Origin of the sequence: Epilithonimonas mollis, from assembly GCF_900142325.1 — a bacterium.
In the GTDB taxonomy this organism is placed as follows: domain Bacteria; phylum Bacteroidota; class Bacteroidia; order Flavobacteriales; family Weeksellaceae; genus Epilithonimonas; species Epilithonimonas mollis.
Genome location: NZ_FRAM01000001.1, coordinates 151544 through 176507 on the forward strand (window position 1 = coordinate 151544; position 24964 = coordinate 176507).

Annotated in this window: 23 protein-coding genes; 8 read left to right on the plus strand and 15 right to left on the minus strand. The window is 36.6% G+C overall.

Annotation, left to right across the window (positions count from 1 at the left end):
• The first annotated feature begins 157 nt into the window (after positions 1–157).
• Positions 158–796: a class I SAM-dependent methyltransferase gene (locus BUA97_RS00680; protein ID WP_175546159.1), complete on the plus strand. Its 639-nt coding sequence runs from the start codon at positions 158–160 to the stop codon at positions 794–796.
• Here BUA97_RS00680 and BUA97_RS00685 read toward each other — a convergent pair.
• Together BUA97_RS00685 and BUA97_RS00690 are read right to left on the minus strand one after the other, a co-directional pair.
• Complete coding sequence (locus BUA97_RS00685) at positions 793–1701, minus strand: glycosyltransferase family 2 protein (RefSeq protein ID WP_072995840.1); 909 nt, start codon at positions 1699–1701, stop codon at positions 793–795. The genes BUA97_RS00680 and BUA97_RS00685 overlap by 4 nt on opposite strands.
• Entirely contained in the window at positions 1702–2502 is an 801-nt protein-coding gene (locus BUA97_RS00690; protein ID WP_072995842.1) for a class I SAM-dependent methyltransferase, read from the minus strand.
• Between the two features lie 162 nt (positions 2503–2664).
• Here BUA97_RS00690 and BUA97_RS00695 point away from each other — a divergent pair, with 162 nt between their 5' ends.
• The 3 genes from BUA97_RS00695 (at position 2665) to BUA97_RS00710 (ending at position 7031) form a co-directional block, all read left to right on the plus strand.
• A complete protein-coding gene (locus BUA97_RS00695; protein WP_072995844.1) occupies positions 2665–3855 on the plus strand; it encodes an MFS transporter in 1191 nt (396 codons plus the stop codon).
• Between the two features lie 449 nt (positions 3856–4304).
• The gene (locus BUA97_RS00705) at positions 4305–5897 is read left to right on the plus strand and encodes a peptide chain release factor 3 (RefSeq protein WP_072995849.1); all 1593 of its coding nucleotides are present in this window, start codon (positions 4305–4307) and stop codon (positions 5895–5897) included.
• Between the two features lie 93 nt (positions 5898–5990).
• A complete protein-coding gene (locus tag BUA97_RS00710) occupies positions 5991–7031 on the plus strand; it encodes a hypothetical protein (RefSeq protein ID WP_072995851.1) in 1041 nt (346 codons plus the stop codon).
• Positions 7032–7351: 320 nt separating this feature from the next.
• On the opposite strand, the gene BUA97_RS00715 is transcribed toward BUA97_RS00710, so the two are convergent.
• Together BUA97_RS00715 and BUA97_RS00720 are read right to left on the minus strand one after the other, a co-directional pair.
• On the minus strand, positions 7352–7591 hold the full coding sequence (locus tag BUA97_RS00715) for a hypothetical protein (RefSeq protein WP_072995853.1): 240 nt from the start codon (positions 7589–7591) through the stop codon (positions 7352–7354).
• 97 nt (positions 7592–7688) lie between these two features.
• Complete coding sequence (locus tag BUA97_RS00720) at positions 7689–8342, minus strand: CoA transferase subunit B (protein WP_072995855.1); 654 nt, start codon at positions 8340–8342, stop codon at positions 7689–7691.
• Positions 8343–8460: 118 nt separating this feature from the next.
• Here BUA97_RS00720 and BUA97_RS00725 point away from each other — a divergent pair, with 118 nt between their 5' ends.
• Together BUA97_RS00725 and BUA97_RS00730 are read left to right on the plus strand one after the other, a co-directional pair.
• Positions 8461–10263, plus strand: a complete 1803-nt coding sequence (locus tag BUA97_RS00725) for an ABC transporter ATP-binding protein (protein WP_072995858.1) — start codon at positions 8461–8463, stop codon at positions 10261–10263.
• A gap of 55 nt (positions 10264–10318) precedes the next feature.
• Positions 10319–11161: a DUF4145 domain-containing protein gene (locus tag BUA97_RS00730; protein WP_072995861.1), complete on the plus strand. Its 843-nt coding sequence runs from the start codon at positions 10319–10321 to the stop codon at positions 11159–11161.
• Between the two features lie 56 nt (positions 11162–11217).
• Here BUA97_RS00730 and BUA97_RS00735 read toward each other — a convergent pair whose 3' ends face one another.
• The 4 genes from BUA97_RS00735 to uvrA form a co-directional block, all read right to left on the minus strand.
• Positions 11218–11916 (minus strand): CoA transferase subunit A, encoded by a 699-nt coding sequence (locus BUA97_RS00735; RefSeq protein WP_072995864.1) that lies wholly within the window; start codon positions 11914–11916, stop codon positions 11218–11220.
• 486 nt (positions 11917–12402) lie between these two features.
• Positions 12403–12798, minus strand: a complete 396-nt coding sequence (locus BUA97_RS00740; RefSeq protein ID WP_245795775.1) for a hypothetical protein — start codon at positions 12796–12798, stop codon at positions 12403–12405.
• Positions 12799–12949: 151 nt separating this feature from the next.
• Entirely contained in the window at positions 12950–13129 is a 180-nt protein-coding gene (locus BUA97_RS00745) for a hypothetical protein (RefSeq protein ID WP_072995866.1), read from the minus strand.
• A 37-nt stretch (positions 13130–13166) separates the two neighbouring features.
• Complete coding sequence (uvrA, locus tag BUA97_RS00750; RefSeq protein ID WP_072995869.1) at positions 13167–15995, minus strand: excinuclease ABC subunit UvrA; 2829 nt, start codon at positions 15993–15995, stop codon at positions 13167–13169.
• Positions 15996–16193: 198 nt separating this feature from the next.
• Here uvrA and BUA97_RS00755 point away from each other — a divergent pair, with 198 nt between their 5' ends.
• Positions 16194–16988: a S1/P1 nuclease gene (locus BUA97_RS00755; RefSeq protein ID WP_072995871.1), complete on the plus strand. Its 795-nt coding sequence runs from the start codon at positions 16194–16196 to the stop codon at positions 16986–16988.
• A gap of 103 nt (positions 16989–17091) precedes the next feature.
• Here the strand turns inward: BUA97_RS00755 and BUA97_RS00760 are convergent, their stop codons facing one another.
• The 7 genes from BUA97_RS00760 to BUA97_RS00790 all read right to left on the minus strand — a co-directional run bounded on the left by BUA97_RS00760 (position 17092) and on the right by BUA97_RS00790 (position 24195).
• Complete coding sequence (locus BUA97_RS00760) at positions 17092–17580, minus strand: GNAT family N-acetyltransferase (protein ID WP_072995873.1); 489 nt, start codon at positions 17578–17580, stop codon at positions 17092–17094.
• 13 nt (positions 17581–17593) lie between these two features.
• Entirely contained in the window at positions 17594–18517 is a 924-nt protein-coding gene (locus tag BUA97_RS00765) for a UbiA family prenyltransferase (RefSeq protein ID WP_072995876.1), read from the minus strand.
• A gap of 73 nt (positions 18518–18590) precedes the next feature.
• Positions 18591–19517 (minus strand): mevalonate kinase family protein, encoded by a 927-nt coding sequence (locus tag BUA97_RS00770; protein ID WP_072995878.1) that lies wholly within the window; start codon positions 19515–19517, stop codon positions 18591–18593.
• An 84-nt stretch (positions 19518–19601) separates the two neighbouring features.
• The gene (locus BUA97_RS00775; protein ID WP_072995880.1) at positions 19602–21083 is read right to left on the minus strand and encodes an MFS transporter; all 1482 of its coding nucleotides are present in this window, start codon (positions 21081–21083) and stop codon (positions 19602–19604) included.
• A 448-nt stretch (positions 21084–21531) separates the two neighbouring features.
• On the minus strand, positions 21532–22713 hold the full coding sequence (locus tag BUA97_RS00780) for an acetyl-CoA C-acyltransferase (RefSeq protein ID WP_072995882.1): 1182 nt from the start codon (positions 22711–22713) through the stop codon (positions 21532–21534).
• Between the two features lie 7 nt (positions 22714–22720).
• Positions 22721–23119: a hypothetical protein gene (locus BUA97_RS00785; RefSeq protein ID WP_072997163.1), complete on the minus strand. Its 399-nt coding sequence runs from the start codon at positions 23117–23119 to the stop codon at positions 22721–22723.
• 125 nt (positions 23120–23244) lie between these two features.
• The gene (locus BUA97_RS00790; protein ID WP_072995885.1) at positions 23245–24195 is read right to left on the minus strand and encodes an isopenicillin N synthase family dioxygenase; all 951 of its coding nucleotides are present in this window, start codon (positions 24193–24195) and stop codon (positions 23245–23247) included.
• 104 nt (positions 24196–24299) lie between these two features.
• Here BUA97_RS00790 and BUA97_RS00795 point away from each other — a divergent pair, with 104 nt between their 5' ends.
• Complete coding sequence (locus BUA97_RS00795) at positions 24300–24938, plus strand: alpha/beta hydrolase (protein WP_072995887.1); 639 nt, start codon at positions 24300–24302, stop codon at positions 24936–24938.
• Positions 24939–24964 lie beyond the last annotated feature (26 nt).

A 24964-nucleotide genomic window follows, 5' to 3' on the forward strand; every position in this document is an offset into this window, starting at 1 on the left:
ATCTTCTGTACCTGGGGATATGTCCCGGTTTTATCCTGAAAATTATTACAGCTTAAAATCGAAATTAAGCTTCGGTCAGAAATTACTTTTCCGATTGAGAGATCTTATTTTTTACTATAATTTTCCCGTTTTTCTCGTCCGGAAGCTAAAAATAAAAATGTCTAATCTTTCCCTGGAAGCCTTCTTAAAACTGAAGCCTGAAAAAAATGTAAAAGTACTGGACGTGGGATGTGGAGAAGGCAAATTCCTCACAAGCATCTACAACCTGGGATTTAAAAATATAATCGGCATCGAGCCTTTTGCGTTGAAGGAGCAGATAAAACCTTTCCCTATCCGGAAAAAGCAATTGTATGACATCACGGAAAAATTTGACATCATCACATTTAACCATGTTTTTGAACATGTAGAAAATGTCAATGAGACTTTGAGATCATGCTATGATCTTCTGAAAAAAAATGGCAAGATCATCATTAGAGTTCCTGTAAAAGATTCCTACGCTTATGAATTTTATAAAGAAAACTGGGTTCAATGGGATGCGCCCAGACATTTTCAGTTATTAACCAAAAAGTCATTTGAGATCATAACAGCAAAAAACAATTTTCAATTATCCGATTATTATTATGACAGCTATAAATTCCAGTTTACAGGTAGTGAAAAGTACAGGAGAAAACTTTCCTATCAGACCTCAAATGCTGTCTTTACAAAAGAAGAGCTGAAAAAATTCACAGAGAAATCCATCGAACTGAATAATCAGAAAAAAGGAGATCAGATTGTTGCTGTACTAAGTAAAATCTAAAAAATATTCTTCAAAGCTTCTTTCCAACGCAGATTCCGGATGAAGCTGATTTCTTCATCACTAAGATCCCTTTGTTCTTTCTGCTTGAGAAAACTACTGATTGTCATGAAAAATTCCTTCGGAGAACGGTTTTTAAAACTTGACTTTGCTGAAGAAATCATCGCTAAAGGAAGATTCAATCCGATATTATAAAAATATTGCCCGAGTTTTTCTGCCTTTTGATCTGCATATTTGTAGGCAGTCGGGCGCAGATGTTTGACCCAAAGTTCCTTTATTGTCACAACTTCCCAATCATTTTTCTTAGCCAATAAAACATCTAGATTGTCCCATCCCAAAACAGCACGTAAACCGTTCATATCCTGGAAACATTCCTTTCTGTAGGCTTTTACCGGACCGCGAACGTGATTTTTGGAAGACAGATTTTCGAAGACCCAATCTTGGTTTTTATTGCTGAAGTCCAGCCAATTTTCATTCGGATTTCTGAGATTCCTGATTTCAGGGTTTTGCCTATAATTTCTGATATAAACCAAACCGGAAACCATGCCCGCCTTTTGATTTAATTCAAAAACCTTATTGACTTTTTCCAGATAATTTTTAGGAAAAACAATATCTGCATCGTATTTACAAATTACATCAAATTCTTTTAGATCCACAGAATACAGCCCTTTATTAAAGGTTCTCACGACTTTTGCGCCTGGCTGATGTTCTGATGTCTCCAGATTTAAAACATGAAACCTCGAATCCTGAATTGCAGATTCATTAATAATTTCAGATGTTCTATCCGTAGAACCATCATTCACAATTACACATACAAAATCCCTGAAAGTCTGATTTCTAAGAGAATCCAGACATTGGGAAATATTTTTTTCCTCGTTGTGCGTAGGAATGATGATGAGAAATTTCAATTAGAACTGATTTGATTTTAAATTAACTTCAAACAAAAATCCCGGTGTTTTCGGACTTTCAAAAACTGATGTTTTGTAATTTTCTTTTGTAAAGACCGCACACATCGTATTTTGCGGATGATAAAGATTTTTATGAAATTCCTTCGGTGTTCCATCCAGAATGGCCTGGAAAACTTCGTAACGGATTTTCTCGGGATTATAAGCATAATCATGCCAGACCACAACGGAATTATCATGAACAAGATGTTTGAAAACCAACTCTGTATCGTGTTTTACCATCTGGTAGGAATGATCTCCGTCTATGAAAATCAAATCGTATTTCTTATCAAGTCCTGCAAAATCATAGGTTTTCGTATTGCCTTCCAGATGCAGGATTTTTTTATTTTTCTTAGACAAAATCCCATGCAGTTCTGCATATTTTTTATTCCATCCCATTGCTTCCATTTCGGCTCTGGAAAGATTGAGCGTTGTGCAATCATCAATTTCTTTGGCGATGTTCCACACACTTTCGCCACGCCAGGTTCCAATCTCAAAATAGGATTTTTTTCCTTTTGCCAAGGTTTTCAGAAGAGCTAGATCCGTAGGAAGAGAACCGCCATCAAGGATGAACAGATCTACATCCGCTTCAAATTTCCCACCAGATATATCGTCAAGAGAAATCTCAGGGAGACTCAAAAAATCCGGATATTTTTTTTTGAAATCCTGTTTCCTGATGTCATTCTGATCCAGAATCAGATTGATCAGACTCGGTTCTTTTAAAATATGTTGAATGGTCTTTTTTATCTTCTGAAGTTTCGTCATCGATGGTAGAAATTATTATAAATCAGAAGCCGAAGTTACAGTTTTTTTACCATATTTCCTGATGGTTATTGATATTGTCTATAAAAAATTACAGTTTAATTAACCATCAAATTTTTACTGGTAAATATATCTGAAGTACTTTTGCATATTATTTTTTAAGCTATGGATGCAACGATTGACAACTCAAAAAGCCGTTCCACTTCTCTTATTTCATATGTAATTTTTACTTTTATCGGCTATCTGATCATCGGGCTGTCGCTTTCTGTTTTACCGGTTTTCATTCATCAGGATTTGGGATTCAGTATGCTGATTGCCGGGATGGTCATCAGTTTACAATATGTGATGACTTTTCTGATGAGAGCCTACTCAGGAAAAATCGTTGATAACCATGGTCCCAAACCTGCAGTTCTTGCAAGCATGTTTGGTTTTTCCATGACCGGAATTGTTTTAATCGCTGCTTATTATTTCAAATTTTCTCCTATCGTGAGTCTGGGACTTCTGATTATCACAAGATTATTCACTGGCTCTGCAGAAGGAATGATTGGTGCAAGTCCCATCAACTGGGCCATTATGAGCCTTGGAAAACAACATATGGCCAAGATTATTTCTTATAATGGTGTGGCCTGTTACAGTGCACTGGCACTTGGCGCATCGCTCGGTGTGACCATTGTGAAGCATTTTGATTTTTATGGATTGGGGGCCTTGATTTTCATTTTAGGGATCCTGGGTTATCTTTTTGCACGAGGCAAAGACAATATATCCTGTCAAAAAACTGAAGGTGAAGATGAACGAAAATCTTTTTGGAAAGTACTTGCGAAGGTTGCACCTTACGGTTTCGGATTGGCTTTGGGAGGACTTGGATTTGCTACGATATCTACATTTATCACCCTTTATTACGATTATCATCACTGGCAAAACGGCGCACTATGCCTTTCGGTTTTCGGGATTCTATTTGTCGTATCCAGATTGATGTTCAGCCATGCTATCAATAAATATGGCGGACTGAATGTGGCGATAGTAAGCCTGGCTGTAGAAACTCTGGGGCTAACGATCATTTGTCTTGCTACACATCCATATCTGGCTTTGATCGGGGCCGGCATCACCGGCTTAGGATTCTCACTGATATTTCCAGCTCTTGGTGTGATGGCAATGAAAACAGTACCATCTTCCAACCAAGGTTCTGCTCTTGCAGGTTACGGGTTGTTCATCGATATTTCTTTGGGAATTACCGGCCCACTTATTGGCGGCGTTGCAGATTCTTTCGGATTAAATTATATTTTTCCTTTCAGCATTGGGATTGTAATGCTGGGGTTAGTTTTGGCTTGTTACCTAAAAGTGAATCAATCTAAATAATTTGGAAGGATTTTAATTTTAGATCGTTTGTAACTTTTGGAAAAGTTATTTGGTTCCAAAACGGTAGTTTTGTAACCTCCGTCAAAGTTATTTGGTTTCCCACGATTGTTTTGTAACCTCCGCCAAAGTTATTTGGTTTCGCAATGGTAGTTTTGTAACCTCCGCCAAAGTTATTTGGTTTCGCAACGGTAGTTTTGTAACCAAGGCTTTTTAATAAATACTTATGTTGATTGGAAGACAAAATCCTTAGCCCCGATTGCAACGGTTACCCCGCAGCAGGCAATGGAAAAGCTTTGGCGCGAGGAGTATGAGTGGAAAGCGGGAAACAGCTCCAAATAATAAGTAAATAACAACTGTTCGACTAAGTCAATAAGCTCCTAAATCTTTTATACAAACCCGATTTTCAGAATCCGATAAAAATCACGATTTTTGCAATCTCAAATTTTATTATGTCTTTAGAACAAGAAATCAGCAAAAGAAAAACCTTCGGAATCATCTCTCACCCCGATGCGGGAAAAACCACTTTGACAGAAAAACTCCTGCTTTTTGGAGGGGCGATTCAGGAAGCCGGTGCTGTAAAATCTAACAAAATCAAGAAAGGAGCAACCTCCGACTTTATGGAAATCGAGCGTCAGAGAGGGATTTCTGTGGCAACTTCGGTGTTGGCTTTTGAATACAGAGACCACAAAATCAATATTCTCGATACGCCCGGTCACAAGGATTTTGCGGAAGATACTTACCGAACACTGACTGCGGTTGATTCCGTAATTGTGGTAATTGATGTTGCAAAAGGGGTTGAGGAACAGACGGAAAAGCTGGTTCAGGTTTGTAGAATGCGAAACATTCCGATGATTGTTTTCATCAACAAATTGGATCGTGAAGGAAAAGATGCTTTCGATTTGCTGGATGAAGTGGAACAGAAATTAGGTTTGACGGTTTGCCCGCTTTCTCTGCCAATTGGTATGGGAAGCGACTTCCAGGGGATCTATAATATTTGGGAAAATAACATCCAATTATTTTTGGAAGAGAAGAAACAGAAAGTTGGAGAATCTCTGAAAATTGATGACATCAATGATCCTCAAATTGATGAATTGGTTGGCGAAAAAGCGGCGACCACGCTGCGTGAAGAATTGGATCTGATTCAGTCGGTTTATCCGGAGTTTAACCGAGAAGATTATATGAATGGCGATTTACAGCCGGTTTTCTTTGGTTCTGCTCTTAATAATTTTGGTGTTCGTGAGTTACTGAATGCTTTTATCGACATTGCGCCAATGCCGCAACCGAAGGAAAGTGAAACGAGATTGGTAAAGCCTGAAGAACAGAATTTCACCGGATTCGTTTTTAAAATCCACGCCAATATGGATCCGAAACACAGAGACCGTCTGGCATTTGTGAAAATCGTGTCCGGAACATTCAAAAGGAATGAAAACTACCTGCTTGTAAGAGAAGGTAAAAAAATGAAATTCTCCTCTCCTAACGCTTTCTTTGCAGATAAAAAAGAAGTGGTAGACGAGAGTTTCCCAGGCGATATCGTAGGACTTCACGATACAGGAAGTTTCCGGATTGGTGATACTTTGACAGCCGGCGAAAAATTGAGTTTCAAAGGAATCCCAAGTTTTTCCCCGGAACATTTCCGTTATATCAATAACAATGACCCGTTGAAGGCAAAACAGTTGGCGAAAGGTGTTGACCAGCTAATGGATGAAGGTGTTGCTCAGCTCTTTACGCTGGAGATGAATAACAGAAAAATCATCGGAACAGTTGGTGCACTTCAGTACGAGGTTATCCAATACCGTCTGGAGCATGAATATGGCGCAAAATGTTCTTACGAACCTATCAGCATCCATAAAGCGTGTTGGGTGGAAGCAGATGAAAAGTCTGAGGAGTTCAAAGAATTTGCGAGATTGAAACAACGTTTCTTAGCGAGAGACAAATATGACCAACTGGTTTTCCTCGCCGATTCTTCTTTCACGATCCATATGACTCAGGAAAAGTTCCCGAATGTGAAACTGCATTTTATTAGTGAATTTAAGCATCATTAGAATATTGAATCCGCAGAGTTTTCTGCGGATTTTTTTATAGTTATTATGTTCTAAGAAGAATAATTTATATTTGAATATTAATATTTTTAACTAATGAATTTCAAAATTTCAAAATATTATCAAGTATTTAAAGAAAGTAACTTCTATAAAAATATTTGGACTGACGCAGTTTGGAGTAAAGTTATATCTGCGGGAATCATTACAGTTTTAGGAAGCTTTTGTGCAACTATATTCTTACTATGTAAAAGTTTAATTCTAAATATTCCATTTAGGGATTTGTATTCAAATTCACTTTTATTTTTTACTGAAAGTACGAAAGTTAATAATACACTAATTAGCTTATGCATATTAATAATTCTAGTTGCATTATTCTTTTTTTCAAAGTCAATATACTTAAAATCTACCCTTTATAAAAATAAAGATAATAGAAATTTTGAAGAAGATCTACCTTTAATTACGGAACATTCTACATCATTTTTTTCCTATAGAATAGCTAAAGCATTTCCTGGACAAAGAGGTTTAAGATGGTATGATGCTGAAGAAGCAAATAAAAGATTAAAAATTCTTTTAAAAGAACCTATAAGATTCAGAGCCAAAGGGAATTATGCAACTGGAGACCCAATTTGGTGGTTTAGAGGCCAAAGAGCAATGTTTATTGATATATTTAAGCCATTAAGTAAAACTAAAATCTTATTGGGAATTGAACAAATTGAAATTGAAAAAATGGCTGTTTATGTTAGTGATTCATACTATAAATCCTTTATTTATATTCAAGCAAAGGCAGAAGAACCCGTAGGAATATATGATTTAAAAAAAGATGATATTGAATTATATAAAGAAATGTGGGGATACTATACTGAGGAATATGGGTTGTTGGGAAAAAGGATAATTACTAGACAAGAGTATGATGATGGTGCAGCAATAATCAATGGAAAAATTATTGACGCATCAAATTCTGAACTTAGAGTAAGACATCTTACGCCGTATAATTTCATAATTGCTGCAAAGCAATCACCTTATAATAGTCGAAATTTTATGCGAGAAACTGGTGTTATGTTTGATGATTTATTAAAGAATAAATTTGAATTTGAAAGCTTTTTAATTTATTTGGATTCTTTAGAAAAGAAAGAATAATATCCTTAGCCTCATCCAAATTATTATTTCCAAAAATCAAAGAAACAATAATCGGCATTTTACCTTTTACAAATTAACATTCAAAACTCTTGTAAATCACTTGTAAAATCAATTCAAAACCCTGATTTTCATTTGATTAAAATATTACAAAAACTATCATATTCTTTTACAATTGATTCTTTTCATTGTTGGATAGCTTTACATCAATAAAATTATTCACAATGAAAAAGTTACTATTGACCGCAGTTATTTTAAACCCATAAAAAAACGGAAAGCTCACACTTCCCGTTTTCAACAATTAAATTTAATTTTTTCTAAAATTATTCCGCAGTTCTTGGCTTGCAGCATCCACGTCCAAAGTGTGATCTTACTTTGCCTTTCAGGGAATTGTAATCTTCATCACTCATCGTTCTAATCCTGTCTGCAAACCCGAACGGTGTTCTTTCCTTCACATCATACTCATCAAAAATCCCTCTTACGAATGCTTTTCTTTTTTGTGCTTTTTTTGCGATAATTGCAATGGCGGCTAAACCTGCGATTGCTAAAATTCCTTTTTTCATTTTTTAAAAATTTTACGTTTTACATTTAGGAAGACGCCATTAAAGTTTTATTACTTTAAATAATCATCTTATAAACCGTAAAATTTTGAATCCTTCTCTAAAAAAGCATTTCCGGAATCTCTCCTTCAATAATCAATTCCGCTTCGGTGGCTTTGATAATATCTTCAACCGAAATTCCCGGCGCTCTTTCCAGCAGTTTGAAACCTTTATCCGTGATTTCCATAACGGCTAACTCTGTTACGACTTTTTTCACACAGTTTACACCTGTTAGCGGAAGCGTACATTGTTTAAGAATTTTGGATTCTCCGGCTTTGTTCACGTGCATCATTGCAACGATGATATTTTCAGCCGATGCTACCAAATCCATAGCACCACCCATTCCTTTTACCATTTTCCCCGGGATTTTCCAGTTGGCAATATCGCCGTTTTCGGAAACTTCCATTGCACCTAAAATTGTCAAATCCACTTTTTGACTTCTGATCATCCCGAAACTGAAGGCTGAGTCAAAAAAAGAACCGCCGGGAAGAATCGTTATCGTCTGCTTTCCTGCGTTAATCAAGTCTGCATCTTCTTCACCTTCGAAAGGAAACGGTCCCATTCCCAAAACGCCATTTTCACTCTGGAATTCTACCAAAATATCCTCCGGAACATAATTGGCCACCAAAGTCGGAATCCCGATTCCAAGGTTTACATACATCCCGTCTTTCACTTCTCTTGATATGCGCTGTGCGATTTGTTCTTTTGTTAGCATCGTAAAAAATTGTTGTTGCAATATATCATTATTTCATCTTATAGAAAAATGCTTTTTTACTGATACAAATTATTATTCAGACTATCGGATATATATCAGTATTTTTGTACTCACAATTATGAAAACATTATTAAATTATCTCAAGCCTCACAAATGGCTGATTATCACTTCGCTCATTTTAGCCGCTGTCAATCAGGTGTTTTCACTTTTTGCGCCTGCAATCACCGGAAATATTCTGGATCAATTGGTAACGCATCCGCATTTTTTTGATAAAGAAAAAACATTGCCCAGAGATCTTAATCAATTTCTCTACGGAACCGATATTTATCACGGTGCTTTTTACTTTTTAGGCTTACTGATCGGAACTGCGATGGTCAGTAGAATTGCAAAAGCTTTTCAGGATTACGCGGTGAATGTCATTACACAAAAATTCGGGGCAAATATTTTCACGGATGGTCTGAAACATTCTATGGCGTTGCCTTATCAGGAATTTGAAGATCAGAGAAGTGGCGAAACCTTATCAATTCTAACCAAAGTAAGAGAAGATTCGGTGAAGTTTATTACGAATTTTATCAATGTCTTTTTTGGGATTTTGGTAAGCATTATTTTCGTTTCAGTTTATGCGATAAGACTGCATTGGTCAATAATGCCGGTTTATATCGTCGGGATTTTCCTGATTGCATTTGTGACGAATTTATTAAGCAAGAAAATTAAAAACATTCAGAAAACGATTGTTAGAGAAACCACCAGTTTGGCCGGAAGCACTACCGAAAGTTTGAGAAATATCGAAATTGTAAAAAGTTTAGGCCTAACGAATCAGGAAATCAAACGTCTGAATAACAATACTTACAAAATTCTTGGTCTGGAATTGAAAAAGGTAAAAAGTATCCGTTCACTGAGTTTTATTCAGGGAACGATGGTCAATTTTCTTCAGCAATTGATTACTTTAACCCTTTTATATTTGATTTTCAGAGATGTTGTGACACCGGGACAATATCTGTCACTGATGTTTTACGGATTCTTCATTTTTGGTCCGATGCAGGAAATCGGGAATATCATTATTTCTTATCGTGAAGCCGAAGCATCTTTGAAAAATTTTGACAATCTGATGAAAAAACCTGTGGAAGAAAAACCACAAACACCTAAACAAATCGGGGCTATTGAAAAATTAGAATTCAAGCACGTTTCTTTCAAACATCAGTCGGCGCAATATAAGGCGTTGAATAATATTTCATTTGATGTCAAAAATGGTGAAACGATTGCCTTTGTTGGCCCGAGTGGTTCCGGGAAAAGTACTTTGGTTAAGTTACTTGTCGGATTATACAGACCTCAGGAAGGTGATATTTTCTATAATCAAATCAACGGAAAAGAATTTGACTTTGATGAGCTGAGAAACCAAATCGGATTTGTGACTCAGGACACACAGCTTTTTGCAGGAACCATCAAAGAAAATCTACTTTTCGTCAATCCTAACGCCAGTGAAGAAGATATCGAACTCGCCCTGAAAAAATCCAGCACTAAAAATTTATTGGAACGTGCGGAAAAAGGTATTGAAACAGTTATTGGCGAAGGCGGACTGAAATTAAGTGGTGGCGAAAAGCAGAGAATTGCCATTGCCAGAGCTTTACTCAGAAAACCACATCTTTTGATTTTTGACGAAGCCACTTCTGCTTTGGACAGTATAACCGAAGAAGAAATCACTTCAACCATCAAGGAAATTTCTCAGGAAAAAGAACAAATCACCGTTCTCATTGCTCACAGATTAAGCACCATAATGCACGCCGACAGAATTTATGTTCTGGAACGCGGACAAGTCATAGAAACCGGCTCTCACGAAAACCTGATTGCTGAAAAAGGTTTGTATTATGCGATGTGGAGACAGCAGATTGGGGAAAGAAAGTCAGTGGAAAATAATATTTGATTTTGATTGTAATTGATTAAATTTGATATTAATACAATATTTTGAAACAATTCTTATGAAAAATATTAATGCTATAGATTTCTTACAATATTTAAAAAACAATCATAATTTATTGTACAATGATTACAAAGATTATGAATATAGTGGTGAATTTGATGGAACTTGTGATTATTGCAAAAAAGATGTATTCTTTAAAATAATATCAAAAAGATATGTGAATGGAATTTTTGACGATTCTTACGAATTTCCTATTTTTCATACATTACAGTTAAAGTGTCCAAAATGCTTAAGAATTATAATCAAACAAACTGTTAAAATAAAATTAGAAGAAATATATAATTCGAAAGATGAATTGATGGAATCAACTATCAATTTTGACGATGAAGAATATGAAAATGAAGAATTTATTAGAAAATATAAATATTTGATTTTCGAAATATTATCAATCCCAACTTCTGAAATAGAAGAATCATTGGAAAACATTCCTCAGAAATACATATCACTTAGAGATAGCGTTTCTGAAGCTATATTTGCAATGAATCATAATAAAAATATTTCAGCTACAATAATGTTCAGAAGGGCTATTCAAATTATTGCAAAAGAAATTCTTGGTGCTCAAGGAAAAAGTTTATATGGTCAACTAGAATGGTTAAAAATTAATGAAAATAAATTAAAAATTGATTTATCTGAAATCTTTCACGAACACACTAAACTCATCAAAGATATTGGAAATCAAGGCGCTCATCCAGAAGAAGATATAGAATTACAAAACTTTTCTAGCAATGATGTCAACTCTCTACACGATTTATTCTTAATTATTATTTTTGAAATTTTTGTCAAACCAGAAAAGCTTAAACAGATAAAAGAAGAATTAAAAAACAGTAGAAAAATTCAGTGATTATATTTTTTCCCAATTTTAATTTAAAAAATTCAAATTGAACTGAAAACTATTTCTTATTTTTTTCTCACAGTCCTCTGCTCTATCCTTTTCTCATAATTCTCGCCTTGGAAAATCCTTTGAACCATAATTCCGGGAATGTGGATTTCGTTCGGGTCTAGTTGTCCTGGTTCTACCAATTCTTCCACTTCTGCAATCGTGATTTTTCCGGCTCCGGCCATTGGAAAATTAAAGTTACGAGCAGAACCTTTGAAAATCAAATTTCCGGCGTGATCGCCCTTCCAGGCTTTTACGATGGAGAATTCTGCGTTGTAAGCGTGTTCTAAGATATGAGGTTTTCCGTTGAATTCCTTCACTTCTTTACCTTCCGCCACTTCTGTTCCATAGCCAGCTGGCGTGTAAAATGCCGGAATCCCGGCTTGTGCGGCTCTGCATTTTTCGGCCAATGTTCCTTGCGGCGTGAGTTCAACTTCCAGTTCTCCGGACAACATTTGCCTTTCGAATTCTGCGTTTTCTCCAACGTAAGAAGAAACCATTTTCTTGATTTGTTTTTTCTGGAGCAATAATCCCAAACCAAAATCGTCAACTCCGGCATTATTGGAAATGCAGGTCAGATTGTTGACATTTTTCTTTACCAATTCTGAAATACAATTCTCAGGAATCCCGCAAAGCCCGAATCCGCCAAGCATTATTGTCATTCCATTTTCTATATCTTTTACCGCTTCCTGAGCATTTTTCACTCTTTTATCAATCATAAAACTGGGTTTTCTTTTGTTCCAATTGTTGGTTGATAAATATAAAAAAATCCGTCTATTGGACGAAAGAAAATAGAGAAAAGATGAGAGACTCTATATTATTGGAAATAAAAACCACAAAAGCCACAGAAGAATTGATTACTTAATTAACAAATCTCTTTTATAAAAAGGCTTCGACTCCGCTCAGCCTGACAATCCGTTCAAGCAATGTCTGCCTCGTTAGTATTAGAAATGTCACACTGAGCGGAGTCGAAGTGTTTAAGAATAGAATTTATAACGGAGAATTGCACGCAGCCCAACTTATCTCTAATTTTTCATTTATTTTTATGTGAATCGATGAACCGCTTCGCTAGGTTTGAGCGGACACTTCGAGAGCCTCAGTATGACAAATAAGGAGCGGAAGGCGGATTAAGCTGCCCCAAATTATTAGTCACAAAAAAAGCCATACACCAAAAATGTATGACTTTTTCCTAACAATTTAAACTTTTATCGGTTGGCTATTGTAACGCTCACGGGCATTACGTAAGATGTTGCTACCATTTTTTGGCTCAGTTTGTCCATATCCACTTTATAGATAAGGTGTGACAAAACGTTTTCGATTTCTTTGCTCACGTTTTTGCAGTCGCCTTTTGCGTGCACATTCGTGATTTTTCCGTTTTCAGAAAGACTGAATCTTACGTCGGAATTCACGATGCCTTCCTTGTAATCCTGATTAGTAAAGTCGAAATTATCTTTCAATAGTTTTCTTAATTCTCCAAAACCATCTCCTGAATTAAGGAAGACTTCCTGTATCTTGTTGTCTGTCGTTTGGGCTTTTGCTAAGTTTAGCGTTCCTAAAATTCCAAATAAAAATATTGATAACGCTAGCATTTTCTTGTTCATAATCAATTGATTTTAAGTTATTACTTATTTAATGTTACGACAAAGTTACATAATATTTACATTTGGTTAATATTAAATTAACATTAGTGGTGGAAATTTAATATTGGAAAAGAAAAAGGATTTTGAAATTTCAAAATCCCCTGATATCTATTCATTTATTTTGTCCTGGAGCAAAAGGCTTTGCTGATTTCGTTCCGTAATTTTTTTTGGCTTGTCCTGGCGGTATTGATTTAGAACCGACACCTCTTGCATTATTCGTTGTTCTGACTTCGCAGGACATAAAACTCATCGAAAAAACAAGCATTGACAGATAGATTTTAAACGACTTCATAAAATTTTTCTTTACTCAATCACAAATCTGATACCAATTACATTTCCTTTTTTAAGAACTTTGCGGTCAAACTCTTTTTAGATTTGATAATCTCTTCTGGCGTACCTTCTGCTATGATTTGTCCGCCGTGTTTTCCACCTTCTGGTCCAACATCAATAATATGGTCAGCAAGTTTTATCACATCCATATTATGTTCGATGATGATGAATGAATTTCCTAATTCCACCAATTGTGTAATCGCTTCCATCAAAATTTTTACATCTTCGAAATGAAGCCCTGTCGTTGGTTCGTCTAAAATATAAAGTGTATTTCCGGTTTGTTTTTTTGATAGTTCAGTTGCCAATTTTACACGTTGTGCTTCTCCTCCACTCAAAGTTGTCGATTGTTGTCCAATCGTGATATAACCCAAACCAACATCTTTCAGAGTCTTGACTTTATTAAAGATTTTCGGAATCGGCTGGAAAAATTCTACAGCTTCATTAATGGTCATATCGAGAACATCAGAAATCGATTTTCCTTTGTAACGGACTTCCAGAGTTTCGCGGTTAAAACGTTTACCGTGGCAGGTTTCGCAATGAACGTAAACATCCGGAAGGAAATTCATTTCAATAACTTTTAAACCGCCACCCTGGCAGGTTTCACACCTTCCGCCTTTCACATTGAAAGAAAACCGTCCGGCTTTATAACCACGGATTTTACTTTCCGGTAATTCGGCGAAGAGATTTCTGATATCGGTGAACATTCCTGTGTAAGTCGCAGGATTGGAACGTGGCGTTCTTCCGATCGGACTTTGGTCAACATCTACAATTTTGTCGATATTATCAATGCCTTCGATACTTTTGTATGGCAAAGGTTCCTGGATGGCTCTGTAAAAATGACGGTTCAGAATCGGGTACAAAGTTCCGTTAATCAAAGATGATTTTCCACTTCCGGAAATCCCGGAGACAACTACCAGTTTTCCTAAAGGAATCGTCAGATTAACATTCTTCAAGTTATTCCCAGTTGCACCTTTCAGAACAATTGATTTTCCGTTTCCGGCTCTTCTTTCAGCAGGGATTTCGATTTTCCGTTTTCCGGTGATGTAATCTGCCGTAATTGTTTTGGCACTTTTGATGTCTTTCGGATGACCTTGCCAAAGAATTTCTCCACCGAATTTTCCTGCTCTCGGACCGATATCCAAAACGTGGTCGGCTTCCAGAATCATATCTTTATCGTGTTCCACCACCAAAACCGAATTCCCAATGTCACGAAGGTGTTTCAAAGAAGTGATCAATCTTTCGTTATCACGCTGGTGAAGTCCGATGGAAGGTTCATCCAGAATATAAAGTACATTAACCAGCTGAGAACCAATCTGGGTTGCCAAACGTATTCTCTGAGATTCGCCACCGGAAAGCGTTTTTGAGCTTCTGCTGAGACTCAGATAATCCAAACCGACATCCAGAAGGAATTGCAATCTGGTTTCGATTTCTTTCAGAATTTCGTGTGCAATGATTTTATTTTTATCACTGAATTTATCTTTCACATCCGCCAACCAATCTTTAAAATCCAGCAAAGACAAAGCGTTGACTTCCGCAATATTTTTTCCGTCGATTTTGAAACTCAGACTTTCCTGACGAAGACGTGCACCCCTACAAGTCGGGCAAGTTTCTTCGGTTGTGAAATTTCTTTCTACAATGACAGCATCGTAATTTTCTCTTTCGTCAACAATTTCTTCAAGGATCTTTACGAGTCCCTCAAAATTGATTTTGATCTTTTTCGAGATTCCGGCATGTTTCAATTCCTTAGTAACATCGCTGCTGTAACCATAATAGATATATTCCAACGCTTCTTTCGGAATATCTTTGAATGGTGTGGTCAGACTTAATTCAAAAACTTCAAGAATCGATTTGATTTGAGACAAAATCCATTTATTGGATTTTATTTGTTCCAAAGGCAAAAGTGCACCTTGATTGATGGATAATTTATCATTCTCAACAAAATAATCAGTGTTCACTTTTTTGACTGTTCCCAGACCTTTGCATGTTTCGCAACTTCCTTTCGGCGAGTTGAAGGAAAATGTGTTCGGCTCCGGCAAAGCCAAAGAATCTCCCGTGGAATCGTCCATCAGATTTTTACTGAAAAAATCGATATCGTCGCTTCCCATCTCCTGAATCGCAATTACACCCTCTCCCATTTCCAAAGCAGTTTTCAGAGATTGTGGCATTCTGGCTTCAGAAGCATTCTCGCCAATAATCCAACGGTCAATTACGACCTCGATATCGTGGGTTTTGTATCGGTCTAATTTCAAATCATATTCGATATCCTGCAAAACACTATCGATTCTGGCTTGTGAATAGCCTTTCTTGGAAAGATGGATGAACAACTCGTGGTAATGTCCTTTTCTGGAACGTACAACCGGTGCCAGCAAATAAACTTTTTTGCCTTTGAAATTTTCTTTGATCGTTTCCAGAATCTGGTCTTCGGTATAACTTACCAAACGTTTTCCTGAGCTCAATGAATAAGCATCAGAAACTCTTGCAAATAAAAGCCTTAAGAAATCGTATAATTCCGTAATTGTTCCCACGGTTGAACGTGGATTTTTGTTTGTTGTTTTTTGCTCAATGGCAATAACGGGAGACAAACCTTCAATTTTATCGACATCCGGACGTTCTAATCCACCCAAAAATTGTCTTGCGTAAGCCGAGAACGTTTCGATATAACGGCGTTGTCCTTCAGCAAAAATCGTATCAAAAGCCAAAGAGGATTTTCCACTTCCTGAAAGTCCTGTGATAACGACCAATTCGTTTCTTGGGATTTTGACGTTGATGTTCTTGAGATTATGTTCTCTGGCGCCATATATTTCGATAAAATCCTGATTATTCTTCATTTAAAAAGTCTCATTCTGGGAAAACGCAAATTTACGTAAATTAACTTGGTTTTTAATCATCGCAAAGGCGCAAGTTTTTTGATTTAATATTGCGCCTTTGCGATAAGAACATTATTCAAGTTTAATAATAATTAACATTGTTTTTTAAGGGATAAAACTTAAGCGAAAACTATCTTTGTAGTCTGAATAAATTAAAAAATGAAAAATATTTTATCAAGATTTGTGTTCACAGTTTGTATTTTGTCATCATTCTACTCTTTTGCCTGGGGATTGACAGGACACAGGATTGTAGCAGAAATTGCTCAACATCACTTGAGTTCCAAAGCTCAAAGAAATATAAAAAAATTGTTTGGAGAACAGAAAATGGCTTATTATGCCAACTGGCCAGATTTCATCAAATCTGATACGACCGGCGTGTGGAAAGAAACTTCTGCCTGGCACTATGTGAATGTGAATCCACAAAAGAATTTTCAGCAGTTCAAAGATTCATTATCCATTCAGAAAGCGCCGAATCTTTATACTCAAATCAAAATTCTTTCTGCCAAAATCAAGGATAAAAATGTTGCTGAGAAAGATAAAAAAGAAGCTTTGATGTTCTTGATTCATTTGGTTGGAGACCTTCATCAGCCTTTGCACGTGGGAAGAGCTGAGGATTTGGGTGGAAATAAAATTGACCTTACTTATTTTGGACAGAAAACAAATCTACATTCGCTTTGGGATTCTAAATTGGTGGATGACCAAAAATATACTTACACCGAATTTGCAAATCTTCTCGATATCAAATCCAAAGATGAAGTGAAGCAAATCCAGAGCGGAACATTGGAAGATTGGTTGTATGACAGCCATAAAATTGCGAATTCAATCTATTATCAAACGCCGAAAGATTCTAAATTGAGCTATGCATACAATTATCGTTTTGAATCTACACTGGAAAGACAGTTGCTTTACGGTGGACTAAGATTAGCAAAGGTTTTGAATGAGATTTTTGGATAAGAAAACCAGAAAATAAATTAGAATTTTAATTCTTTAAAAAGTCCAATTTCAGAAGGTTATTGGACTTTTTATTTTAATGATTTATTAATAAGAATGTGAAATGCTACTCCAATATTTTAATCATCCACAGGTTGCAACCAGAATGTCCGGAATTCCCCAATGGTTTTTCTAAATATTGAAATCCTTGCTTTTCATAAATGGAAACCGCTTTGCTAAACTCCGGAATGCTCTCGAGATAAACTTTTTTATATCCCATCTCTTCAGCTTTTTCCAGACAATTCTCGAGTAACAACCTTCCGATTCCTTTTCCTCTCGCTTCTTTTGAGAGATAGAATTTCACAAGTTCTGTTGTATCTTCCGGTAAATTGTCGGTTGGGAAAATCCCGCAACAGCCTAGAATTAAACCGTCTTCTTCGGCTACAAACAAAGCTGATTTTTCAGTCTGAAATAAGTTATACAAGTCATCGGTTGTCGGATCAGAATATACCGTTCCATCTGTACATTTTACATTGAAATCATTAAAAGAAGCTCTGACAATTTTTGCAAGAATCCCGTTATCTTCTAATTTATTTTGTCTGATAATTACTGACATTTCTTAAATTTCATTAAATCAACCAAGGATATTTATGATAAATCCCATCCAACAACATTGCTAAAATCCCGAAGAAAATCCAAAGTCTCAAAAGATTAAGCGATTTGAATTTATCATTTTTCTGGTTTCGGAAAAGCATAAAAACAGTTGTTATAATAACAATTATCGTTATCAAAAAATACCATGACATAATATTCCGGAATCCAATCCCGACACTCAGAATCACAGAAATTGTCAAAGTAATCATCAAAAGGATTAAAAGAATTGATCTTGTATTCCGGAATCCGATTCGGTTTGCGATCGTGTCATAACCGAACATTCTATCTGCATTTTTCGTCAATGTATCTTTTATAACATCTATAATGAACAACATCAGAAAAAGGAAAATTGCCAGGAACAATATCTTAAGAGAAAAAGTCTGGTAATAAATCAACATGCCAAAGAACGGATAGAGTGTTAATGCCACAAAAGTGACGTTATTAATTACAATAATTTTACTCAGTTTATGACTGTAAAACCACATGAGAAACTGATAAATCAGGAAAAAAACGAATACCCGGTGAGACACGAAGAACGCCATTCCCAGTGACAAAGTGTTAAGAAGTACATAAGCTATAAGAAAGTACTTCTCTTTGAGGAAACTTTGAAGTCTGGAACGGAAAGGCTGTGTCAGCTGATCTTTTTCTTTATCATAAAACCTATTGATAATACCGCCAGCCAAGATGCTGAAAACGGAACAGACAATGATAAAATGCACTTTGTAATCAAAGACAAAATTTCTGAAACTTTCTTCTCTGTTAAACAGGAAAAAAGTGGAAACATACAGTGCAAAAGTCAGCAAAACTGCAACGAAAAAGCGTGCACCCAAAAGAAAACCCATCAACTGAGAAATACGGTAAAGAGCATTTCGGGAAGTCGGTTTTGCTTCATTGTTCATTTTTCCGATTTATTTATAAAAAACCTTTCAAAGTCAGACGATGAAAGGCTTATTTTACTTTAAATATTTATTTTTAAAATCTGTAGATCACTTCTTTATGAAATCCCTCAAGCATTTTATCGGCTTTTTCATAATCCTTCGTGAAACCCAGGATATAACCGCCACCGCCGCTGCCACATAGTTTCAGATAGTACGCATTGGAATCGATTCCTTTTTTCCAGACATTGAAGAGATTTTCCGGAATCATCGGACGGAAATGTTCGTAGGCCCAGACTGATAATTTTTTCAGATTACGAAAAAACGGATTCATATCTTTTTTCAGAAAAGTATCGATGCATGCATTGTTGTAACGGATAAACTCTTCTTTCAGAGTTTTTCTAAAACCTTCATTCTTCAGTTTTTCAAAGAAAATCTGGATCATCGGCCCGGTTTCACCGGTCATTCCTGAATCAATCAGAAAAATAGCACCTTTGCCCAGTTCTTCTTTTGGTATAGCAACTTTGTCCACACTTTCCTTGCTTTCTATCAGGATCGGAAGATTCATAAAACAGATCAGCGGGTCGATACCGGAACTTTTTCCGTGGAAGTAACTTTCCAGCAGTCCGAAAATCATTTTAAGATCTTTGAGTTCGTTTTTTGAAATCGTTTCAGGTTCTCTTTTTGTAAACGAATATTTTTCGAAAATCGCTGCAACCAAAGCTCCTGAACTGCCAACACCATAACCTTGCGGAATATTGGAATCGAAAAACAAACCTTTAGCAATATCAATTTTGAAAGATTCTACATCCAGCTGATATTCTTTTGGTAATTCCAAATCAAGAAGATAATCAGAATATTTTTCCAGAGATTGGTTTGATTTTTTTTCAAAATCATTGTCAAGCTCCGAAAATTTCAGTGTGCCTTTATAAAAACTGTAAGGCAATGTAAGACCTTGGGAATCCTCAATAATGCCATACTCACCGAACAAAAGAATCTTTGCGTAGAATAAAGGGTTATTCATATAGTGTTTTAATGTTGCAAATTTACAAAAAAATAAACTACTCTGATATGATCAATAAACGAACCGAAATTTATTTTTTAATAATTATCTTGTATTATTTTTCACTTTCATAAAACGGATCAGTACTAATCCGATTGCAAAGAAAATAGTCATAGACAAAGCTGCGTAACGCATATTGTTGTAATGCTCGATCAATGTGGCAAATATGAAAGTTCCCAAAATAATTGCTATTTTTTCCAAAACATCATAAAAACTGAAATACGTTGTATTATCCATAGAATCAGTCGGAAGCAGCTTGGAATAAGTTGATCTGGACATCGCCTGCAAACCTCCCATTACTAAACCAATGACACCTGCTATTCCATAAAACTGGTATTCTACGTTCGGATTTTCTTTGTTAAGGTAATATGCCGACAGACATGCACCAATCCAAAGGGCAACCGTAATGCTGATGACATTCTTATTCCCTATTTTTTTTGATAACCATGAGAAGAATAATGCTCCGATAATCGCTTCGATCTGGATCAGTAATAGAGTCATTATCAGTTTTTCCTGAGCCATATTGATCTCTCTCTTTCCGAATAGTGTTGCCATCAGGAAAATCGTCTGCATCCCAACGCTGTAAAAGAAAAAACTGGAAAGGAAATATTTCAGATTCCTGTCTCCGAAAAGGTGATTCCCAACTTTGAATAATTCTTTGAAACTTTGTTTTACGATATCTTTATAGAAGCTGATGTTATCTTTAAAAACCTCAAGAAAACCGCCTTGCTGAGAGTGGCTTTTGAAGATGTTTTTGTAATTGAGCAAAACCAGATCTTTGGGCAGTTGCTCTTTAATCTGGCCAAATTGCGGCAAATGTTTGAAGGTATACTGAGAAAACCCAAACCACCACGCTCCTGTCAAAAGAAAAGACACACGTGTATAAATCTTTGCCTGATCAGGGTTTTTTGCACAAACCTGGATCAATACCAGGCAGACCACAACCAAAATCACAGAACCGATATAGCCGTAAACATAACCTTTCGCAGACAACGCATCCTGTTTGTCAGGCGTTGCAATATCGGGTAAAAAGGAATTATAGAAAACCAGACTTCCCCAGAAACCAACACTCGCCGTCACACTGAACAATAATCCGAGCCAGACTGTCCCCATTCCGGTAAACATTGCCAATCCCATACACGATGTTGCACCGAGATAACAGAAAAACTGAAGGAACGATTTCTTATTCCCAATCGTGTCTGCCAAAGAAGACAAAATCGGAGAAAGCAGAACGACTATGATGAAAGAAAGCGTGAGAGAGTAACCATACACTGTATCAGGATGATATTCCTTTCCAAAAATCGTTATCATGTGAGGTATGGCAACATCAATCCATCTGTTGGTTTCTGCTACAAATTCTTTTTTCTCGCTTGCCGTTGTAAGGATGGCATAATAAATCGGAAAAATGGTGGAGGTGATTACCAGTGAATAAACCGAGTTTGCCCAATCATATAATGCCCAGGCCCTCATTATTTTCGGACTATTTTTGATTGAATTTTCTGTGGTCGTTTTTTCTATTTCTGACATTGGAAATATATTATTTAGACAAAAATAAAAAAACCATTAAATAAAACGATTAATTAATGGTTTTATTTATTTCAAGTTTAATCTTTAATGTTATTTAAACAGAAGTCCGGCTTTCAAATCTTTAGGAGATCCTATCAAGTTAACAGGTCAGCCTGCGGTTATCTCAGCCCGGCCTACTGAAAATGTAGCCTGGCCTATGAAAAGTATAGGCGGGCTTACTAAAAAATATAGGTTCGCCTACAAAACAGGTAGGCGGACCTTCAAAAATAATAGGCTCGCCTATCAAAAACAAAGGCCCGCTTGCAAAATTGGTAGGCGGACCTAGTAAATTGCAAGGTCGGAATACAATATGTACAAGTTTAAAATAATTAAAACCTATTATTATTACTAAATTAATAATTTTCGTCCTGCATATTAACCACTAAGATTAAGTTTAAAAAATTAAAATCTATTGCAGATTCTCTATAACAATTGCAGTTGCACCGCCGCCACCGTTACAGATTGTAGCTGCGCCATATTTTCCGTTATTCTGCTTCAGAACATTAATCAGTGTCACAATGATTCTGGAGCCGGAACTTCCCAGCGGATGCCCCAGCGATACTGCACCACCATTGACATTTACTTTTGAAGGGTCTAAACCCAGGATTTTGTTATTCGCCAAACCAACGACAGAAAACGCTTCATTAAATTCAAAGAAATCGATATCGTCTGTTGTCAGATTAGCCTTTTTCAGGGCAATAGGTAAAGCTTTGGAAGGCGCAGTTGTGAATCTTTCCGGCTCAATCGCTGCATCAGCGTAAGAAATAATCCTGGCTAAAGGTTTCAAACCTGACTCTTCCATTTTTTCTTTTGACATCAGGATCAAAGCAGAAGCACCGTCATTCAAGGTTGAAGCATTCGCAGCTGTAACTGTTCCGTTTTCTTTCTGGAAAACCGTTGGCAAAGTTGGGATTTTATCGAATTTTACCGCTTTATATTCTTCATCTTCTGAGAAAATAACAGGGTCTCCTTTTCTTTGTGGAATAGTAACCGGAACAACCTCATCGGCAAATTTCCCTGCTTCCCAAGCTGCAGCTGATCTTTTATAAGATTGGATGGCGAAAGCATCCTGCTCTTCTCGTGTAATATTGTTTTCCTTTGCGCATAATTCTGCGCAAACGCCCATATGCTGTTTATTATAAACATCGGTCAAACCATCTTTCAGAAGCCCGTCCTGCATTTTGATCTCGCCCAGTTTCACACCGTTTCTTCCGTCAAGATAATGTGGAACGCTGGACATATTTTCCATGCCGCCGGCAACGATAACATTTACATCTCCAGCTTTGATCGCCTGTGCTGCCATTGTAACCGCTTTCATTCCGGAAGCACAAACTTTATTGATAGTTGTAGAAGGTGTATGATTGGACAAACCTGCTCCTAAAGCGACTTGTCTTGCCGGCGCTTGTCCAAGATTGGCCTGCAAAACATTACCCATATAAATTTCCTCAACCAAACCCGGGTCAAGACTGATTTTTTCTAAAGCTCCTTTTACAGCAGCAACGCCCAATTGTGTAGCAGGAACGCCCGAAAGGCTTCCCATAAAACTTCCCATGGGTGTTCTGACCGCTGATACAATGAATACTTCTTTCATGCTATTTTTAATTTTTTATTGTATTGATATTTTTTCTTGATGTGATTAAAATAATGACTGCACCTAAAAATTCGATGAACCATCCCCAGGATAATTTGACAATTCCGGCAAATGTGGACTGCCAGGATCTGAACGGTAAAAAACTGAAATAATCCAAAGATTTCAGCTTAATGGCAATAATTGTGAAAACAAAAAGCAATATCATTAAAAATGCCATTATTCTCACGAATTTAGTTTTGTCGATTAGAATGAAAACCAGTGTGAGTAAAGAAAATCCCCAAACTGCCATCGCAAGGGTGTTATCGACTTTCCAATAGTTCCAGTTTCCGGCAATGGGGATATGAACCAATGGCAAAAAACTGCCTGCCACAACCAAAAACAAACCGATTAACTGTAAATTTTTCATTTTTAATTCTTGTTTGCCAATGTAATAAAAATTCCTGTCCTGCAAAAAATGTATTACAATCATTCTTAGTCAAAATAAAAATCACATCTCTTCCGAAATGTGATTTTAATCTTAGCTGATACAAATTAAATTTTAATCAATCCCAATTCTATCAGTCGTTCTCTGAGGAATTCTCCTGCGGTTGTATCCTGATAGAGTTTTAGATTATTTTCATCAATGCAGTTTTCTAAAGCATTGAGCGACATCTCGCTGATCGGATGCATAAAAAACGGAATGGAATATCTGGAAGTTCCCCAAAGTTCTCTTGGCGGATTCACCACTCTGTGGATGGTAGATTTCAGTTTATTGTTTGTATGTCTTGACAACATATCACCAACGTTGATCATCAGTTCATCCTGTTCTGCTATTGCATCGATCCAGTCGCCATTATGATTCTGAACCTGAAGACCTTTTCCCTGAGAACCCATCAGAAGTGTAATCAAATTGATGTCTCCGTGCGCAGCAGATCTCACCGCATCATCAGGTTCTTCAGTAATTGGCGGATAATGAATCGGTCTCAGGATCGAGTTTCCTTCCGCAATTTTATCATCAAAATAAAACTCATCCAGACCAAGATATAAAGCCAAAGCTCTCAAAACATATTTCCCTGTTTTCTCCAGCATCTGGTACGTTTCCTTTCCCACCGTATTGAATTTCGGAAGTTCGTCCACGATCACATTATCAGGATAGACTTCTTTGTACTTCGAGCCTTCAGAAAGATATTGTCCAAAATGCCAGAACTCTTTCAAATCTCCTTTTTTGAAGCCTTTTGCGGTTTCTTTCCCGAATCCCACATAACCGCGCTGGCCACCGATTCCGGGAATTTCGTACTTGAGCTTGGTTTCTTCCGGCAATTCGAAGAAATTCTTCACTTCTCCATACAGCTCATCGACTAACTGGTCATCAAGAAAATGGCCTTTGAGTGCTACAAATCCAATTTCTTCGTAAGCTTTTCCGATTTCATTTACAAATTTCTGTTTGCGTTCCGGGTTGTCCGAAAGGAAATCACGCAGATCTACACTAGGTATTTTGTCCATTGATAAATAGAAATTTTTGTGCTGTAAAAATACAGATTTTTATCTTGTAACAAAGTTGACCCTGATAATTTAATATCGGCAAAAAACCATTAGATTTGCAGTCTATGGAATTACAATATCTCGTACGGGAACCTCAGCATATCAATCCGGAAACGCCAATTTTATTTATGCTTCACGGCTACGGAAGTAATGAAGAAGACCTTTTCAGCTTTGTGCCTACTCTGCCGGAAGACTGGCTGGTTATAAGTTTCCGGGCACCTAAAAATTCAAACTATGGCGGTTTTGCCTGGTTTGATATTGACTTCAATAGTGCAGAAAATTTCATTGATGAAATGGATGGGAATGAAGCCGTGAAAACCGTAATGGAAAATATAATGTCTGTTACTAACCGATATGGGCTAACGAATAATCCTACACATCTCTGCGGATTCAGTCAGGGTGGAATAATTGTTTATTCGCTGGCTTTACAATATCCTGATTTGTTTTCAAAAGTTGCCTGCCTCAGCTCTTATCCCGAAGAAAAAATGCTGAAAAATTTGGTAAAGGACAAAAAGAAATATGAAAATCTGCGTTTCTTTATCTCTCACGGGATGGATGATGCTGTGATTCCTATTGATTGGGGAAGGAAAGCGGCTGAAATTTTGTATGATCTGAGTGCTTATTTTTCTTTCCGAGAATATATGAGCGGCCATGGTGTGAATCAGAAAAATTATCTGGATCTGATGGAGTTTTTCAAGAAATAACAACATACAATTCAAAATAAAAAATC